Annotated in this window: 12 protein-coding genes; 6 read left to right on the top strand and 6 right to left on the bottom strand. The window is 58.3% G+C overall.

Going from position 1 to position 17,430, the window contains the following annotated elements; translation table 11 throughout:
• Positions 1–135 precede the first annotated feature (135 nt).
• The 6 genes from Q0D31_RS01450 to Q0D31_RS01425 all read left to right on the top strand — a co-directional run bounded on the left by Q0D31_RS01450 (position 136) and on the right by Q0D31_RS01425 (position 8,341).
• Positions 136–2,373 (top strand): phage tail tape measure protein, encoded by a 2,238-nt coding sequence (locus Q0D31_RS01450; RefSeq protein ID WP_291842984.1) that lies wholly within the window; start codon positions 136–138, stop codon positions 2,371–2,373.
• A gap of 78 nt (positions 2,374–2,451) precedes the next feature.
• Positions 2,452–2,877, top strand: coding sequence for a hypothetical protein (locus Q0D31_RS01445; protein WP_291842975.1), 426 nt, complete (start codon positions 2,452–2,454; stop codon positions 2,875–2,877).
• 459 nt (positions 2,878–3,336) lie between these two features.
• Positions 3,337–3,570, top strand: a complete 234-nt coding sequence (locus tag Q0D31_RS01440) for a hypothetical protein (RefSeq protein ID WP_291842965.1) — start codon at positions 3,337–3,339, stop codon at positions 3,568–3,570.
• 319 nt (positions 3,571–3,889) lie between these two features.
• Positions 3,890–4,444 carry a Panacea domain-containing protein gene (locus Q0D31_RS01435; RefSeq protein WP_291842958.1) on the top strand — a complete coding sequence of 185 codons (555 nt, stop codon included), beginning with the start codon at positions 3,890–3,892 and terminating at the stop codon, positions 4,442–4,444.
• Between the two features lie 151 nt (positions 4,445–4,595).
• Positions 4,596–5,135 carry a hypothetical protein gene (locus tag Q0D31_RS01430; RefSeq protein ID WP_291842951.1) on the top strand — a complete coding sequence of 180 codons (540 nt, stop codon included), beginning with the start codon at positions 4,596–4,598 and terminating at the stop codon, positions 5,133–5,135.
• Positions 5,136–5,239: 104 nt separating this feature from the next.
• The gene (locus tag Q0D31_RS01425) at positions 5,240–8,341 is read left to right on the top strand and encodes a type ISP restriction/modification enzyme (RefSeq protein WP_291842944.1); all 3,102 of its coding nucleotides are present in this window, start codon (positions 5,240–5,242) and stop codon (positions 8,339–8,341) included.
• Between the two features lie 26 nt (positions 8,342–8,367).
• On the opposite strand, the gene Q0D31_RS01420 is transcribed toward Q0D31_RS01425, so the two are convergent.
• From Q0D31_RS01420 to ald, 6 genes are all read right to left on the bottom strand, one after another.
• Positions 8,368–9,627 carry a site-specific integrase gene (locus tag Q0D31_RS01420; protein ID WP_291842936.1) on the bottom strand — a complete coding sequence of 420 codons (1,260 nt, stop codon included), beginning with the start codon at positions 9,625–9,627 and terminating at the stop codon, positions 8,368–8,370.
• Positions 9,628–10,523: 896 nt separating this feature from the next.
• Positions 10,524–11,192, bottom strand: coding sequence for a response regulator transcription factor (locus tag Q0D31_RS01415; protein ID WP_291842913.1), 669 nt, complete (start codon positions 11,190–11,192; stop codon positions 10,524–10,526).
• A gap of 13 nt (positions 11,193–11,205) precedes the next feature.
• Positions 11,206–12,618: a sensor histidine kinase gene (locus Q0D31_RS01410; protein WP_291842905.1), complete on the bottom strand. Its 1,413-nt coding sequence runs from the start codon at positions 12,616–12,618 to the stop codon at positions 11,206–11,208.
• Positions 12,619–12,881: 263 nt separating this feature from the next.
• Positions 12,882–13,685 carry a hypothetical protein gene (locus Q0D31_RS01405; protein ID WP_291842896.1) on the bottom strand — a complete coding sequence of 268 codons (804 nt, stop codon included), beginning with the start codon at positions 13,683–13,685 and terminating at the stop codon, positions 12,882–12,884.
• Positions 13,686–13,753: 68 nt separating this feature from the next.
• A complete protein-coding gene (locus tag Q0D31_RS01400; RefSeq protein ID WP_366518488.1) occupies positions 13,754–15,967 on the bottom strand; it encodes an AAA family ATPase in 2,214 nt (737 codons plus the stop codon).
• Positions 15,968–16,282: 315 nt separating this feature from the next.
• Entirely contained in the window at positions 16,283–17,401 is a 1,119-nt protein-coding gene (gene ald, locus Q0D31_RS01395) for an alanine dehydrogenase (RefSeq protein ID WP_291842877.1), read from the bottom strand.
• Positions 17,402–17,430 lie beyond the last annotated feature (29 nt).

The following is a 17,430-nucleotide window of genomic DNA, read 5'->3' as shown; positions in this document are numbered from 1 at the left end:
CGCAGCACTGATCAGCGACCGTGGCCTTCTCTGGCAGGAAGTGAAGGCCATGCGGCTGTCTCGACTTCTAAAATTTGCGGACATGTTCTCGGACCTCGATAGCTTCCGCGAAAAGAACAAAGGATCATAGACGCTATGTCTAATCCGAGCGTAACAGCAACTATCAGCGCGAATGACCTCGCGTCACCAAAGCTCAAAGAGCTGATAGCCACGCTGAAGCAAGCGGAGCGTCTCGCCAAAGACGTTTTCGACGGAACGAATACAACCGGCCGCTACGTCGCGGGCATGAACGCCGCGACCGCCGCCGCGCAGAAGCACGTTGGCGTGCTTCACCAAATCCACGCGGCTCACAAAGCAATCGCTGGCACCATGTTGGGCTACGGGGCCTTGCGGGTTGCTCACGGCGGTATCGACGCCGTAAAGGACGCCCTGCCTTACTTGCGAAAGGACCGCGAAATCGCGGCCCGCTCGTCTTATAGCGGTCCCGATATGGAGCTGCTCAGGAAGCAACAGCGGGAGCTGGCGACCGCGCTGGGCTCCACCGTCGAAGCGACGCAGAAGGCGCAAGAGAAGTTCGGTTTGCTCGGATACAAAGCGGGCACGAACGTCGCGCTCACCAAGTCGACGGCTATCGGCGCGCGGGCGATGGGCGTTAACGCGGCGGACAACGCCGAATTGATGGAGACCATGATTAGCCAGTTCGGCATTCATGCAGACTCCGTCGGCGACGCCATGCGGGAAGGCAAGCGCCTTAACGACATTGCGGCTGTAGCGACCAAAAAGTCGAACATGACGCACGAAGACGTGCGCGAGTACTACAAGTTCAGCGCGGCGGCGGCTCATTCTGTCGGCGTGTCGCCTGAGCAGTCAATCGCAATGGGCATGGCGCTCCGGCGCGGCGGTATCCCCGGTTCGGAAGCTGGCGTGTTCGCTCGTCAGTTCTACGCGCGCATGATGGCACCGACCCGGAAAGGCCGGGAGATGGCGGCGCAAGTCGGGATCAACCTGGACGACTATGCGGACCACGGCCCGATCACCGGCGAAGGCCTGAGCGACAAGCTTAAACGCGGGTTCGGTAAGGGCCTCAGCCAATCAGTCATCGCGGCATTCAATAAAGACCTCGAAGACAACGGCGAGAAAATTCTTGGAGATCGCGGCACTTTCGCCGAAGCTGTCATCAAGGCGCGTGAAAAGCACGGCGGCGAGCTGAGCGAAACCGACCGGAAGCATATCGTCAGATCGGCGAACGAATACTACGACACCACCAAGACCGGCATCAAGGGCGGGGCGTTGCTAGACCGCATCATCGCGGCGAACAACCCCATGCTGATGCAACAGTTCTTGGGCGATAAGCAGGGCGCACGCGGTAATGCATTGGTCAACGCGTCGGAGTACTATTTTAAAGCCAAGGACGATCAAGCCCACAACGCAGGCTTCGCGCAGCAAATCTCTGACGAGCTGGGGAAAGGTCTACCTGCGGCCGTCGACGCTCTAACCGCTACGTTCCAGTCTGCCAAGAATACGATGGTGCAGGCGAACGAAGGCTGGATAACTTCCGTCGTTTCGGGGGCGACAAGCCTCACGGCGGCGTTTAGCACTCTCAGCCCTGAGGTTCAAAAGGCGGTTGGCATCTTCGCAGGCGTGGCGACAGTCACGGCAGGCGGGGGCGCAATGGTCGCTTTCGCGCTGTCTCTGCGTTCCCTCGTTGTGTCCGCCAACGCCGCGTCGGCTGCGCTCACCACGCTTGCGGCACGTGGCGGGGTCGCGGGCGTGGCGGGTGCAGTCCCCGGCCCGGCAGGCAACGCCGCGAAGGCGCTCGGCTGGCGTGCAGGGGCGGGCGCGCTTGGCGCTGTAGCCGCTGGGCCGCTTGGTCTGATTGCTGGCATGACGGCCGCCGAGGTCGCGTGGCCTTACGTGGATCAATGGGCCAACGGGGACGATGGCATCGCGGACGGGAGCCCCGAAGACATCGCCCGTCGGCGGCGCTTCGCGTTCGGACCCGCATGGGGCAATCGTTCCAGTGCGGTCAATCGCATCACGCTGGGGCGTGACACGAGCCGCAACCTGGGCGGCACCGTGCTCGGCGCTCCCGGTTCTGGCTGGCAAGAGTCTGCCTCGTGGGGCGCTATCCCTGCATCGCAGGGTTTCGGCGCTGGTCGGCTGGCGGAAGTCACCGGCACGATCACCGGCCAAGCGGAAGTGCACCAGATGCTTCAGCTCGAAGTGAAGCCGACGGCTTATTTTGAAGGTCTCATCAAGCGCGCCGAGAACGTTGCGAACATGTCGCTCAATGGGCGACTTGGCACCAGCATGCAAGGCCCCGGCGACAACGGCACCAAACCTAGCCAAGGCGCGCTGACAGGCACGCAGTAACGAACAGTCGCGCAGGCGATCAGTCTCACAGGGCTGATCGCGCTGCGCTCACCATCAACAAATTTGGAGATACAACCGATGACCCTTTTCCCTGGGTCCGATAACTGGCGCGCTGGCATGCAGGAAGTTTCGCAAGCCATCGCCGACACCATGGGCGAAAGCGTTCGCGTGACGCCCACCAACACGCCCGCCCCGAACTTCCCAGCCGTTCCGCAATACGAACGCGCCGTGATCGCGCAGGCGGTCTATCTAGCGCCGCACAAGACGCAGGTTATGGGCCGCAAGGGCGACAGTCCGCGCATATCGACGCGTGCACCGCGTTTCGAGTTTGCGCTCGGCGCGTTACCCTTTGCGCTTCAGCAAAAGTTCTGGATCACCCGGCTTTGCTCCAATGAAACCTTCGAGATCACCGATATCCGCTCTGACGCCGTTTCGATGATCGCCTGCGATTGCGTGCAGCTCGGCCGGGCCAAACCGGACGGCGTGCGAACGGTGGACCTATAGTGATGCAAGGATTACCTGATCGTATCCACTACTCGCCCCGGCAGGGCGCGAGCTATGAGGCCCCGCTTGACGTGCTCATTCCTGCACTAATGCGCCTGCGCAACTGTCAGGACAGCCTGTCGACGTTGGTGCTCATCGACTCGTTGCCTGACACGATCCTTCCGGCGCTTGCCTGGGCGGCTTCGAGCAAAACGTACATTCCGCGCGTCGCGGTCAAAACGTTGGTGAAGTACTGCGGGTCGATGTTCTTAGAACGATGCCTGGGCAAAACGCGAGCGCGTGAACTGTTGGGCAGGTACGCGGAGGCTAAGGTTCTGTCAGGCTTGTAAGTTTTGTAATCTCACTTCGAATCAAAGAAGTGGCTGTGCCGCAGTCGCTTTTTGAATTGTCACGCTTGACACAATCTGTGTGCGGCAGCAAGTTGCCCCGCTCAACGATTTGCGAGGGAGCAACGGGACGATGCAGCTAATAGCGACGCGCCACTATTACGACATTCATCCGGCTACGCATGAAGAGTTCAAACTGCAAGACGGGATGTACCGAAAGGCGGACGGTACATTCGTGTTGATGATAGCAGGCGAGTTGCCGGGTGATCCCGCAGTCGAAAAGCCTTACAGTCTTGAGGGGTTTTTCGAGTGGCAAAGGGAATGCCCCGAGCAGATTGAACCCGTGGTAGTTCACGGCGGTATCTGACGGCGAGGAATACGAACTGCGGAACCGCATGCTCCGAAAGGCGTGCGGTTCGTTCGTGCTGAAATGGTGACGCCGCCCTGCCGTACAATTCAACAGCGCCTTCACAGCTTCGCGCGTCACCGCCGCAAGCTGCGATTGCCTGATCAGCTGCTGCGTCCAATTGGTCCGCGTCCGATTGTGGATTGGGCGCGGGAGCTTCGAAACACCTTTGGCAATTCCGTGGTTGACGGCGAGACTGTATGTTCTCATTATGTTCTCGACGAGTCAAGGTATAACCGTCGCGCAGATTCTCACAGCGTGCAGCGAAAACGTGAACTCAATGCCAACGAATGAATCCTATGATCCTCGCGGCATTGCGAATTTGATGCTCGATGAGAGCGAGCGCATCGGACAGCGCTTGACTAATTTGGCGCTCCAGAAACTTTTGTACTTTGCGCATGCGCTATTCCTAATCGAGCAAAAGCGCCCGTTAGTTTCAGGCTATTTTGAAGCTTGGGAGTACGGACCTGTACATCCGACGGCGTACCAGGCTTTTAAGGTCGCGGGCGCTGAACCGATTAGCTTTCGTGCTGCACGGTTGAACGTGGTCAAAGGGACGCGCGAACCCATTGCGCCGCCTTCAGACCCTGAGATTATTCAACACATAAGTCGGATCGTGCAGTCGTACGGGCGGATGACCCCCGGCAGACTAGTGGATATCTCGCACGCGAACGGCGCGCCTTGGCACTTCGTGGTGGACAAAGGGAGAACGTCCATGGCATTGGGGATGCGTATTCCCGACGACGTGATTCGGGAGCGGTTCAAGCATCACAAGGTTTCGATTAGGAACCACCCCTCCGCCGGAGAGCCCAGTGAAGATACGCCCTTTGCCTGAAATCGATCTTGCCCGAATTGCTCCGCTTCCCAGAGATGAGAAGAGGCGTGCGCTAGAGCAGATGCGAATGGGGCATCCTCCTTACTCTTATAGCCCGGTACGAGGCACAATTTCAGACGTTCTGAACGTTCAATCAGATCTAATTGGCCCAATGCCTCGCACGCCCTGGGAAAAGATTCAGACCACGATTCGGAAGCGATCTCATAGCGACGTAGAAGAGCAGGCCAATTTGCGCGTCGCAGAGGGGCTTTTTAACTTCGTGAGCGAGAAAGCAATTGTCGGGCGTCGTCATGATATCTTTCCGCTCCAATTGGGAATTGGCACGAAAGTCGTCTTCTGGCAGCCCGTTATTTTGACCGTCGACGAGCGCGCCACTATTCCATTCTTGGACCCTCGACGCGCAAAGCGACTGACCGCACAGGGGCGTCGCTTCGTTTTCTCGATGATGCACGAGCGCATTCGAGCTGCTGATCCTGACTTTGCTGATGTCTCGCTAGCAATTGTGCAGTTCGCCCTTTCTGAGAAAGGGCCGCGAATACCTGTTCTTTTCTCGGATACAGGGGTTGAACTTTTCACATTCGAAGAACTCGACCAGATGGTCGGTGAGACTTACGAAATGTGGAGGGAAGTTTGCGAAGAGCGCACGGTGGAAGCACGTCGTCGTGGTGCGACAGGCGGCGGCCTGTTTTGATCATCTGATCACCGCACTGATCGCGTCAGGACGATCAGCGCAGGTTGTGCCCGACTGGTGAATCGCGCTACCTTTCCCGTTGGTGCCGGGGAAGCAAAATCCAAATGAACCAAGTTTTTATTCAGCAATATCTCAATGAATTGTCAGACTTGCGTAGAGCGTCCGGCACGGGGCGCGAAGGGGTAGTCAGCGAAGCTTTCAAGGATTTGCTGAAAGGATACGCTAAGTCTCACGACCTTATCTTTATCCCCCAATACGAACTGCCCAAGCAAGACGGCAATCGCCGCATCGTTGATGGCGCACTGGTCTACGACCTCCGCATCCCCTTCGGCTACTGGGAAGCCAAGGATGAAGAAGACAATCTGGATAAGGAGATTGCCGCCAAGCTCCGCCGAGGCTACCCGCGCGACAACATAATCTTTGAGGACAGTCAAACAGCCGTCCTAATGCAATATGGCAATGAGGTGACGCGCTGTCCGGTAGAAGACACTGAGAAGCTGAAACACCTGCTTGATTTGTTCTTCAAGTACGAGCGTCCCGAGGTAGCAGATTTCCGCAAGGCGGTTGTTCAGTTTCAGGCCGATTTGCCACACGTGCTCGAAGACCTGCGCGCCATGATAGCGAACGCGCAGAACGAGAACGTGGCCTTTCGAAAGGGGTCAAGTAAATTCCTGAAGCATGCGCAAGAGACGATCAACCCCGCCGTCAATGCCGATGACGTGCGTGAGATGTTGATCCAGCACATCCTCACCGAGGAAATCTTTTCCAAGGTGTTCGACGAGGACGACTTTCACCGCAACAATAACGTTGCGAAGGAACTCTACGCGCTGGAGGGCTTGTTCTTTACTGGTGCGCTAAAAAAGACGACCCTGAAGGGGCTTGAACCCTACTACAACGCGATCCGTACTACCGCGCACCAGATCGCGACACACACGGAAAAGCAGACGTTCCTCAAAGTCATTTATGAGGGATTTTACAAGGTCTACAACAAAAAAGCGGCGGATCGTCTCGGCGTGGTCTACACGCCGAATGAGATCGTGAGATTTATGATCGAGAGCGCAGACTGGCTTTGTCAAAAGCACTTCGGCAAAAATCTCATCGACAAAGGTGTGGAGATTCTCGATCCTGCGACTGGCACAGGCACCTTTATCTGCGAACTGATGGAGCACTTTCGCGGCCAAAAACAAAAGCTAGCTTGGAAGTACAAGGAGGAGCTTCACGCCAACGAGGTCGCTATCCTTCCCTATTATGTCGCTAACCTGAACATCGAGGCAACTTATGCCGCTATCACTGGCCAGTACGCAGAATTTCCTAATCTATGCTTCGTCGACACACTGGATAACGTCGCGGGTCTCGGAAAGTTCTCAGGCCATCAGGAGGAAATGTTCGGCTCCGTCAGCGAGGAAAACGTTGCGCGCATCAAACGCCAGAACAAGAAGAAAATCAGCGTCGTCGTAGGAAATCCGCCCTACAATGCTTGGCAGGAAAATTACAATAATAACAACGCAAACCGCGCGTATAAGGCAATAGATAGCCGGATAGCAGCAACTTATATCAAGGAGAGCAAAGCGCAGAATAAAATTGCGGTGTATGATATGTACACGCGGTTCTTCAGATGGGCTTCGGACCGACTTCAGGATGACGGCATCATCGCGTTCGTTACAAATCGCAGTTTTATTGAGGCGCGTTCGTTCGATGGTTTTAGAAAAATCATCTCTGAGGAATTTCAGTTCGCTTATCTCATAGATTTAGGCGGGGACATACGCGTGTTGTCGGGCAAGGATGGTATCTTCCTGAATGAAGAAAATACAATTTTTGGAATGACCGCTGCCGTAGGGATTGCAATCACGTTTCTTGTAAAAAAGCGGCAGAGCGCCGGGCGGAATTGCAGCATCGGCTACATTCATCCCTGCGATATTAGAGCAAAGCGAAGCGAGAAATTCGCATACCTTGAGTCAACTCCTTTCGAGCAGATACAATTTGAGAACATTCAAGCAGATAGTAGGAGCGGCTGGATAAACCAAACTGACAACGATTTTGACACTCTTCTCCCAACAACAAATCCTGAGACAAAGTCGGCGCGTAGTCCCTCGCAGGAAAGGGCGATCTTTCGATTAGTATCGAACGGCGTCAAGACACAGCGCGATGACTGGGTCTACGATGTCAGGCGTGACGATCTTGAAAAGAAAGTCAAATTTCTAATAAAGACTTACGAGGCTTCCCGACGAAATCCAGCAAACGTCGCACATGCCGATATTAAGTGGGATCGGGAGCTTCAGAAGTACCTGAGTGCTTCAATAGCGAAGCAATATGAAGCGGACTCGATCTGTGTCGCCGAGTATCGCCCCTTTCATTCGGAGTATTTTTATCGCGATAAGCACTTTAACGGTATGAGCTATCTCAATGCGCAAGTCTGGCCCAAAGGGAATGTGAAAAACATTGCGATCACAGTAATGGGAGATTCGACCGGGAAACCCTATTTCGCTTTGGCGGTCTCCCGTATACCTGACCTTAATTTTGTAAGCCCGGCATCGGGGGGCTCTCAGCAGATGCCGCGTTACCGTTTCGCCTCTGACGGTACTCGGGTCGACAACATTACCGATTGGGCGCTGACGCAGTTTCGCTCCAATTATGAAGTCGGTGAACTGGCCAAGCGGCCGATAACGAAAGATTCTATTTTCCAATACGTGTATGGGGTGCTTTACGATCCCATCTATCGCGAGAAGTATGCGCAGAATCTGACGCGCGAATTTCCGCGCATTCCGTTCTATACTGATTTCTGGAAATGGGCTGAGCGGGGTAGGCAGCTGATGGCATTGCACACCGGCTATGAGGCCGTGAAACCTTGGAAGCTGAAGCGCGTCGATGTGCCCGACGAAAAATCTACAAAAGCCGGGTTGCAGCCCAAGGCGTCGCTGAGGGCTGACAGGGACAATGGCATCATCGTGCTCGACTCAGAGACGCAACTGACCGGTGTTCCTCCCGAAGCGTGGACCTACCGGCTCGGCAACCGCTCAGCACTGGAATGGGTTCTCGATCAATACAAAGAAAAGACACCGAAAGACCCGACCATCCGCGAGAAATTCAATTCGTATCGCTTCGCGGACCACAAGGAGAGGGTAATCGACCTCCTGATGCGCGTGACGCGCGTAAGTGTGGAGACGATGGAACTTGTTGAGGCAATGAGAACCGAAAAAAGAGTCTGAGGCCCTCGCTCGGATCATGCCGTCCGTTACATCATTAGACGTGCCACCGCCTTTTCAATCGCCTTGACGGCCTCGCTTTTCTCTTCGAACATGTGCCAACGGGCATAGACGCCGGTCACGCCTTTGTCGTGGTGATTGAGAAGCGCTTTCACAAAATCCACCGGCAGACGTGCCGCCTGCACTAGCGTCGCAGCGGTTCGCCGCAGGTCATGCGGCGTAAAGGCCGCGAGTTTAACTTCACCGTCCATATCAGCCAGAACGCGGCGCACCGCTTGACTCAACGAATGACGGGCAAGCGTGGCCACGTTGTCAAACTTGCTGGCAAACACGGCCTGATCGTTCTTGCCGTCAGTTTCGTCTTTTCCGGCTTCCAGCGCTTCGCCGATCAGTCTCACAGCCGTCGGCGACAGCGGGACGGTATGCTCAGCCAGCTTGTTCTTGGTACGGACGGCCGGGATGATCCAATGCGGCTCGGGGCCATCGAGATCGTGAAGTTCGGAAAGCATCATGCCCGCGACTTCGCCGGGGCGCTGGGCCGTCAACAGGATGAGCTTCAGGGCGCGGCGGATAGGGTCGCTCGTCTTGGCTTCATTATCGTCCAGAGCCGCAAAGAACGCCTTCAGCTCGTCCATTGTCAGGACCCGGTTCTTCTCGGCCTCTTTGCCTCCGACCTTCTTCACGCCCGCTAGGAAGTTCATGGGGACATAGTCGCGCTCGGCGGCCCAGCCCCACATGGTCCGCAGGGTCGATTGGGTGCGGTTGGCGCTCGCCTTCGAGGTGGGGGCAAGGCCCTCCAAAAAGTCCATGAGTTCCCGCTTTGTGATGGACCCGACAGCGCGCCTGCCGAATTTTGCCTTGGGGCGTTTCAGATAGCCTTCGTCAGTTTTCCAGCTCAGCTTGCCCCGGCCCTTTACGTGCTCAATGTAGCGGTCGCAGAGCGTTCCAAACATCAGGGCGGCCTGCGCGTGCAGGGATCGTTCCTGAGCATGGGCAACGTGCGGGTCCTCGCCATTGGCGTTCCGAGCTTCCTCTGTAGCCCTGGCCTTCCGGGCAGCTGAGAGCGACAAGGCCGGAGGCTCGTCGCCGTAGGCACCGAGCGTAACCCGGCGCATCCCGCCTGCCGCTCTCGACCGATAGGCATAGGTCCAGCGGGCCGCGCCCGAGGGCGGACATCGGAGGACAAGCCCCCCACCGTCCGACAGCTCGGCGCGCTCGCCCGTCTTGATAACCTTGGCGATGGCCGCCTCAACCCCTTTGACCGTCAGTAATTCTCGCCCGCGTCTCATTTGTTTCCTCGCCTTAGAGCCCTAGTCCCTAGCAGATGGGTAGGCGAATTTGGAAACATTTTGGAAACATCGGAGCTGGATTGGGTCAGAGCACTTGAGAATGTCTGAGAGCTGTTGAGACACCATAACGCTTAAGATACAATAGCTTAATGGACGCTTTGAGAGTTTATGAGAATTTCCAAGAGTTGGCCTTGGCATCACTGGGAGACTAGGGGTCGGAGGTTCAAATCCTCTCGCTCCGACCAATTTTTACCCGATTGATCAGCAGTTTAACCCCTTCGGCGAATCGTTGCCTGCTTCCAAAGCGGCAGGAAATTATGAAGGCTTCAGCGGCTGTACGGACCGAGGGCGGTCTTTCGGCTCGTGGCCGTTGCAGTTCGCACGGTGCGCGACTTCGGTTAGCTTTACGCCGGTTGGTTCAGGCGCATGTCACCTGGGGGAAACTTCCAACGTTAAGGCCATTTCCAAGACGCGGCGTTGCGGGTCGTCCTTGAAAACCGTTAGCGCGTCGTTCAAACCCGCTCGGCCAGATTGCGCTCGCCAAGGACGATCCGCGAGCGGATCAGTTGAATCCAGCCCGCGGCATCGCGCGGATTCTTCGTGAGGCGGTCGGCGAGCTCATCGACCATTCCCTGCATCATGGCGCTGCGCTCCGCGGGCAAAACGGCCGGCGTGGAAGTAGGACCAGCCCAGCATGCGCCATCCTTCGACATCGTTGGCATTCTGCTTGCGCCGCGCGCCCAGGCGTTCGGTCGAGGTGCAGCACCAACGCTTGCACATGAAAGCGCCTCAGACGAACGTCCGTCCAAGGTCTATAGCTTGGCGGGGGCTGGCTAATGTTGACCGTGCCGGCGACGTCGCTTCGGCGGCAGGAAGGGGCAGGTCGATGGCCGGCTTCAGCGGCGCGACGAGGAGGCGCCGGTGCTAGCCAAAATCGCGGCTTCTGTCCGGTTACGAACGCCGAGTTTCTGCAGAAGGGGCGTGATGTAGTGCTCGATCGTGTTTTCGGTCAGACCGAGCTGATCGGCGATCTCGGAGTTGCTCCGTCCTTCGCCGATCAGGGCAAGAATCTCGGATTCCAGTTCGGTCAGGGATTTGGGGCCGCCGCGACCCGATCCGCCGCTCGGGGAGGAGAGCGGAGCGACCTCGGCGAGCGATCGAGCCGCCAGCGCAGGCGACACATAATCCTCCCCGGCCAGGATCTTGCGTACGGCCGCCACGAAGTCCGGGCCTTCGATGCCCTTTAGTATATACCCGCGGGCGCCGGCGCTGGCGCCGAGCGCGCCTCGCACCGTTGCCTGATCCTCGCGGACCGTCAGCATGATCACTTTCGTATCGGTTCGCAGCCGGCTGATGTCCCTTGCGGCTTCGACGCCGCCTCCCGGCAGAGTGATGTCGAGCAGCATGACGTCAGGCTTCTTCTCGCGCGCGATCTTGACGGCCTCCTCGGCGGATGTGCCTTCGGCGACGACATCGAAGTCGGACTCCTCCATCAAAGTTTCAGCGACGCCTCGCCGAACCAACGGGTGGTCGTCGATCAAAGCAATTCTGATTTTTTTTGCCATTGCGGTGTACCGGTCAGCACTGGATTGCCAAGTTGAATATGGCCGTCAACCGCGTTCCGCGGCCCGGGTTCGTCTCGATTTCAAGCGTCCCCCCTATCGATTCGATCCGCGCGCGCATTCCGGAAAGGCCCAGCCTGTTCGATCCGCTCTCAATCGTCGTGAACCCCGATCCGGTGTCCGAAACGACGATCTTGAGATCGTCGTTCGCCTGTACGGCGACCCGTTGGCCTTTTCCATCCGCGTGCCGGTAGGCATTGGTTAATGATTCCTGAATGAACCGGAACACGCAGATTTTCAGGGCCTGCGGCGCATGGTCCGGAAGTTCGCAAATGCTTCGCTCGACTGTCGTGCCGGTATGCTCCTCGTGGGCGTCGATCGCCAGAATTATGACATTCGCCAGCGATATCGGTTCAAGCTCGGGCAAGGCGAGGCCCGACGATATCTGACGCACTTCCCGCAACGTGTCGCCGAGGGCGGTCCGCATCCGCGCCACCTCTTCGCGATCCTTGGAATCGCCGGATTTCTCAATGATTGATTCAAACTTGTGAAGGCGGATCATGGCGTAGGTCAGCAATTGCGCCGGTCCATCGTGAAGGTCGGAGCCGATCCGCTGAAGGAACCGCTCGTTGATGTCGGCGACGGTTTCGTTGGAGCTCTGCAGGCGGTTGCGCAGATTCTCGTTCTGCCGCAAGAGGCCGCGCAATTCCACCACTTGATCCCCGAGCTTTGCCCGCTGATCCTCAATCGTCCGGCTGGCGCCGGCCACGATGCCCGAGAGCGCGCCGATCATGAGCAGGGTGACTGTCCCGACAAAGAGCCAGGAATAAATCGTTGCCGTCTGAAGGTCTGATTTCAGTTGCTCGCCATTGGCGTAGAACTCTGCCACGGCAATGATGCGGCGCGTGTCGGTCGATCGGACTGGCGCGTAGATTTCCAGCAAGGGCTTGGCTTCGGCGCGCTCGTTGTTATCCTCCTCGTGGGGAGCGCTTTCGAATTGCGCCGATACCTTGCCGGCCAGCGCTTCCCGGAAAGCTTCCGAAGCCGGGAATTGCTTTCCGATCATCTGCTTCCAGCGGTTGTACAGGATCGTGCCGTCGAGCCGCCAGATTTTCATCGAAATAATGCGATCCCGAATGAACGACTGCTCTAACAGACCGTCGAGCTTGCCTTGTGCTTCCGTTGAAAGCCAATCGGAGCTGGCCAATTCCTGAATCAACGGTCCGACGGAGCCTTCCATATAAAGCGCCGCCGCGATGGCCGTATTGTCGGTTACGGCGATCGTAATTCGGGTGCTGACCCAGTGACCGATGGAAATCATGCCCAGCAGCATGATGATCGTGGCGGCGATGACGAATCGCTGCGTGAGCCTGAGGTTTGCCCACCATCTTCTGAAACGATCCATCCGCTCGTATGCCGAAGTCAGCAAGGAATAAATCCGATCGCGAAAGCAAGACTTCCAGCTATGCGCTACAATTTTAGACCACCAGATGACGGTAGGCCACAAGGTACTGAAAATGCGTAAATGCTTAGTAGTTATAACGGGATACACCTAGGTGGGTATGTTCGAGCATACCCGCTCCGACCTTCATTTCTCCAGGCACTTTATGATTGGCGGCGGTTCTCGCGAAAGCTGCCGCCGATAGGTTTGTCAGGAAGTAGACTGAACACCGGCTGTCCTGATCGGGGCCTTCAGCGGCCGGGTGGCGGCATCGATTCATCTGGCTCATCCAGCGGCTCGATGACCAGCACGGGCACTCGCCGCGCGGCTGAAATCGCCGAGGCCATTCCCTCGGCGAGGACGCCGCGGGTCATGACAATCAACCGCTCCGTGATTTGGTGGAAGGCTTGAGCGCAAGCCGCCGGATCGGCCAGTCGGACTCTGGGCGCAGCCATGCGTCTGATGACAAGGCCGGTTTCAGCGGCGAGCTTGCTGATGCGCGGGTCTTCCGCATCGTGGCCGTCATTCTCGATAATGATCAGCTCTTCCTTCGCCGCGAACGCGATAGCGGCAGCTGCGAGAATGCTTGGGTCCCCGGAAGATGCCGTAATCGCGACAACGGGCCCCTTTGTTCGCGCGATATGCGGCGGCACCAGCATGACGGCGGCCGCCGACCGGAAAGCGCCTTCAATCATTCCAGCGAACTGCTGGGTAACCCGCTCGGCAGGGCTCCTGGGTTCGGCAATCATGACGATGTCGTCGCTTCGCGACACCGACGCGAAAGTCTGCGTAATCGAGCCCCGCGCGACCTTGAACTGGCATCCGCTGGGGAGACGTTTCGCCGCGCTCAGGAACTTGCGTTCGGTGCCGCGTGCGGCAAGTTCGAAGTCATGCAACATGCGATCCGGGTCGATCATCTGCCAGCCGCCGCCGAGCGGTTTGAACTCGCGCGAGAAAGGCATGCTGGCGAGGTCGATCAGACCGCTATCTTCGAGGAACAGTCCAAGCAGGTCGAGATGAAGCAGTTCGGCAAGTTCGACCGCCAACTGCATCATGCCGTCGTGCGCGCCGGGTTGAAGTCCCAGCACGAGCCGCTTGAAGCTGTGAGTTTCCTTCGGCATGGCTAGCTGGCAGGTGTTCCGCCGCCGTTGTTCTGATTGGTGAAACTCCTGCGGACGCTGGCAAATGCCCGCAGCCGGTCTTCAACCCGCCGATTGACGCTATCGAGCGGATAGGTGCCGTCCGGACCGCGCTCGCCGGCGGCAAGCCCGGTCAGGAGCGCTATCCCTTCGTTGAGGGTGGCGATGGGGTACACGGCAAAGCGGCCGGTTGCGCAGGCATCTAGGACGTCCTTGCGCAGCATCAGGTGTTGGACGTTCGCCTGCGGGATCAGCACGCCTTGCGCGCCGGTCAGCCCGCGCTTCTCGCAAATATCGAAGAAGCCCTCGATCTTCTCGTTGACGCCCCCGATGGCCTGGATCTCGCCGTGCTGGTTCACCGATCCGGTCACCGCGAGGTCCTGTCGCAGCGGGACGTCCGCCAGCGCCGACAGCAACGCATAGAGTTCGGCAGACGACGCACTGTCTCCCTCGATCCCGCCATAGGACTGCTCGAAAACCAGACTGGCGAACAGCGACATCGGGGTATCCAGCGCGTATCGCCCCGCCAGGAATCCGGAAAGAATGAGGACGCCCTTCGAGTGGAGCGGCCCGCCAAGCTCCACCTCGCGCTCGATATCGACGACCTTTCCGCTGCCGGGTCTCACCTGACAGGTGATACGGGCAGGGCGCCCGAATGAAAACCCGCCGAGCTCAGTAACGCTCAGGCCATTGATCTGGCCGACATGCATTCCCACGCTATCGATCAGCGCTACCTTCTCAAGAATAGCCTCCTGGGTTCGGTCCCGCAGCCGCGCGGCACGGCGGATGCGGGCCGTCAGGGCGCTGTCCACATCGCTACGCAAGATCACGCTGCGCTTTGCTTCACGCGCGCAATAGTCCGCTTCTATCAATAGCTCCCGCAGCTGCTCTACGATCAGCGAAAGTTTGCCGGAATGTTCAGCCGATCGTGCGGCATGTTCGAGTACGAGGGCGACCGCATCGCGATCCAGCGCGGCCAGGCCTTCGCGGCGGGCAAGGGTTGCCAACAGCCGCGCAAGAATCGCCTCGTTCTCGGGCGTTCGCGGCAGATCGTTTTCAAAGTCGGCAAGCACCTTGAAATGCTCGGTCATTTCAGGATCAAGCGCGGCGAGCAGAAAATAGAGGATACGTTCGCCGAACAGGATGACCTTCAGCTTGAGCGGAATCGGATCAGGTTGCAGGGATACTGTGCTGGTGAGCCCCAGAAAACGGCCGATATCTTCGATCGCGATCTCGCCTCGTCGCAATGTGCGCTTGAGCGCCGCCCAGCTGAACGGCTCCAGCAGCACGCTCCGGGCGTCGAGCAAGAGATATCCGCCGTTGGCGCGATGGATCGCGCCGGCCTTGATCAGGCGAAAGTTGGTCAGCAAAGCGCCGTTCAAGGGAATGTGTTCAATACGACCGATCAGGTTTCCAAGGGCGGGATGCAGTTCCTCGACTATCGGAACCGGTTTGGCGCCGTCCTGGGTGACGAGGACATTGACCTCGTAGCGATCGAAGGGGCCGCCGGTTTTGATTTCGAGGGTCTCACGTTCGCCTTCCGAGCCCCTGGCGACGAACACGTCGAAATTCTCGATCAGATCGGCGCGGACTGTCTCGAGATGTTGCACCACTCTTGGGATATCCTTGAAGGTATCCTTCGTATCCTCGATCAGTTGGTCAACGGCGTACTTCGCAGTGTCGCGGCCCAGTTGACGGGCTTCATCGCGCCGTTGCTTCTCCCAGCGCGGAATCTGGTGAACGATATGTTCGAGGTCCTTTTCCAGCGCCTCGATGACGGTTTGCACCTCGCGTCGCTTGGCCTCTGGCCAGGCGTTGAACTCGTCGGGCGGAACGACTTGACCGTCCTTGGTGGGCGCCAGCGCAAAGCCAAGTGGCGTCCGCAGCACGGCTATGTTCTTTTCAGCCGCCTTGTCGCGCAGGGCAGAAAAGCCTTCGCTCTGGTGCTTGTGAAACGATTCATCGATGGCGCTCTGACGCGTCTGATAATCCTCGCTCTGGAATACCGCAGGCAGGGCGGACTTGAGGTCGTCGATCAGTTTATGCATCGCCTCATGAAACTCAGGCGCGCGTGAAGCCGGAAGTTCGATGGCGATCGGCTTCTCCTGATCGGCGAAATTGTTGACATAAACCCAATCTGGGGGGCTGGGCCTGCCCGCCGCCTCTGCGGTCAGCATGGATTTGACGGCGTCCTGCATGCGGGCGCCATTTGGGCCGATCACAAAGAGGTTGAAGCCTGCCTTGCCAACATGCGTTCCAAACCGGATCGCCTCCGCAGCGCGGGTCTGGCCGACAAGTCCGTCGACCGGCTGCAAATCGGCGGTGGTCAGGAACGGCAGTCCGGATAGATTGGTCGGACGGTAAAGTTGGTCGGCGCTCAACGGCCGAACGGCGATCTCTCCAGGCCTGACGGCGACATCCACGGTGGGCTCCTGATATTTGATGCATCTCAGACGGGATAGGCCCCCCGTGTCTTGACGTGCATCAAGGTCGACGGTCGTCCCCAGCGCTGATCAGTTGCTGAATGCCTCGGCTGCCGGGGTGTAGGGGAGCTTCAGGGCTTCAGCGACCGGGCGACAGGTGATCTTGCCATCGTGTATGTTGAGCCCATTCTGCAGATGTACATCGTCGGTCAAGGCTTGCGGGAAGCCCTTGTCGGCCAACGCCAGAATAAACCGACGGGTTGCGTTATTCAGTGCGTATGTCGAGGTTCTCGGCACTGCACCGGGCATGTTTGCCACGCAATAGTGCACCACACCATCGACCACAAACGTCGGTCGCGAATGGGTCGTTGGATGAGAAGTCTCGACGCAACCGCCCTGGTCGATTGAAACGTCGACGATGACCGAGCCCGGTTTCATGGTTCGGACCGTCCGTGCCGAGACCAGTTTGGGCGCCGCCGCGCCCGCCACCAGCGCCGCTCCGATGACCACGTCGGCGGAGGTGCATAGCGCCTCGATTGCTTCCGCTTGAGCCGAAACAAAGCTGACGCGCTCGCCAAAAAGCTGCGCCAGCTGACGTTGCGTGTTGGAACTGCGAGCGACGACGGTGACATTGGCGCCCATTCCGGTCGCCATCTCCGCCGCACTGGTTCCTACGATTCCTCCGCCGAGTATCAGGACTTGGGCGGGCGCCACGCCTTCGATCCGACCGAGCAAGATGCCGCGGCCTCCCTGCGGGCGTTGCAGGAAATGAGCGGCGATCTGAGGCGCCATGAGGCCCGCAACTCTCGACATCGGTGCGAGCAGCGGCAATTTTCCTTCCGCGTCGGTGATGGTCTCGTAAGCGATGGCTGTTACACCTGACGCCATGAGATCATGGGCCTGCTCGGGGTCGGGAGCCAGATGCAGATAGGTGAAGATGATCTGGCCGCGGCGCAGCTGTTTCCGTTCGGAGGCAAGCGGCTCCTTCACCTTTATGATCAACTCTGCGCGTCGAAATATCTGCTCCGCGTTCGCGCTGATCTCGGCGCCAGCGGCAATATACTCCGGATCAGCTATGCCGGCGCCTACACCCGCCATCGTCTCGACCATGACGCGATGCCCGCGCGCAGCCAGTTGCTCGATCGATGCCGGCGTGAGGCCGACACGATATTCGTCGGATTTTATTTCCTTGGGAACGCCGATAAGCATTGTCACCGTCCGGTTACGGCAGTTGCGCA

The sequence above is a fragment of the Bradyrhizobium sp. genome, assembly GCF_022844465.1.
Classification (GTDB): domain Bacteria; phylum Pseudomonadota; class Alphaproteobacteria; order Rhizobiales; family Xanthobacteraceae; genus Bradyrhizobium.
Note: the sequence above shows the minus strand (reverse complement) of the source record. Positions and strands in the feature narration are given on the sequence as shown.

Excerpts from the sequence above, each read along its gene's own strand:
- Q0D31_RS01450 (WP_291842984.1), top strand. The coding sequence starts at position 136 with ATGTCTAATCCGAGCGTAACAGCAACTATCAGCGCGAATGACCTCGCG.
- Q0D31_RS01445 (WP_291842975.1), top strand. The coding sequence starts at position 2,452 with ATGACCCTTTTCCCTGGGTCCGATAACTGGCGCGCTGGCATGCAGGAA.
- Q0D31_RS01440 (WP_291842965.1), top strand. The coding sequence starts at position 3,337 with ATGCAGCTAATAGCGACGCGCCACTATTACGACATTCATCCGGCTACG.
- Q0D31_RS01435 (WP_291842958.1), top strand. The coding sequence starts at position 3,890 with ATGCCAACGAATGAATCCTATGATCCTCGCGGCATTGCGAATTTGATG.
- Q0D31_RS01430 (WP_291842951.1), top strand. The coding sequence starts at position 4,596 with ATGCCTCGCACGCCCTGGGAAAAGATTCAGACCACGATTCGGAAGCGA.
- Q0D31_RS01425 (WP_291842944.1), top strand. The coding sequence starts at position 5,240 with ATGAACCAAGTTTTTATTCAGCAATATCTCAATGAATTGTCAGACTTG.
- Q0D31_RS01420 (WP_291842936.1), bottom strand. The coding sequence starts at position 9,627 with ATGAGACGCGGGCGAGAATTACTGACGGTCAAAGGGGTTGAGGCGGCC.
- Q0D31_RS01415 (WP_291842913.1), bottom strand. The coding sequence starts at position 11,192 with ATGGCAAAAAAAATCAGAATTGCTTTGATCGACGACCACCCGTTGGTT.
- Q0D31_RS01405 (WP_291842896.1), bottom strand. The coding sequence starts at position 13,685 with ATGATGCAGTTGGCGGTCGAACTTGCCGAACTGCTTCATCTCGACCTG.
- Q0D31_RS01400 (WP_366518488.1), bottom strand. The coding sequence starts at position 15,967 with ATGCAGGACGCCGTCAAATCCATGCTGACCGCAGAGGCGGCGGGCAGG.
- ald (WP_291842877.1), bottom strand. The coding sequence starts at position 17,401 with ATGCTTATCGGCGTTCCCAAGGAAATAAAATCCGACGAATATCGTGTC.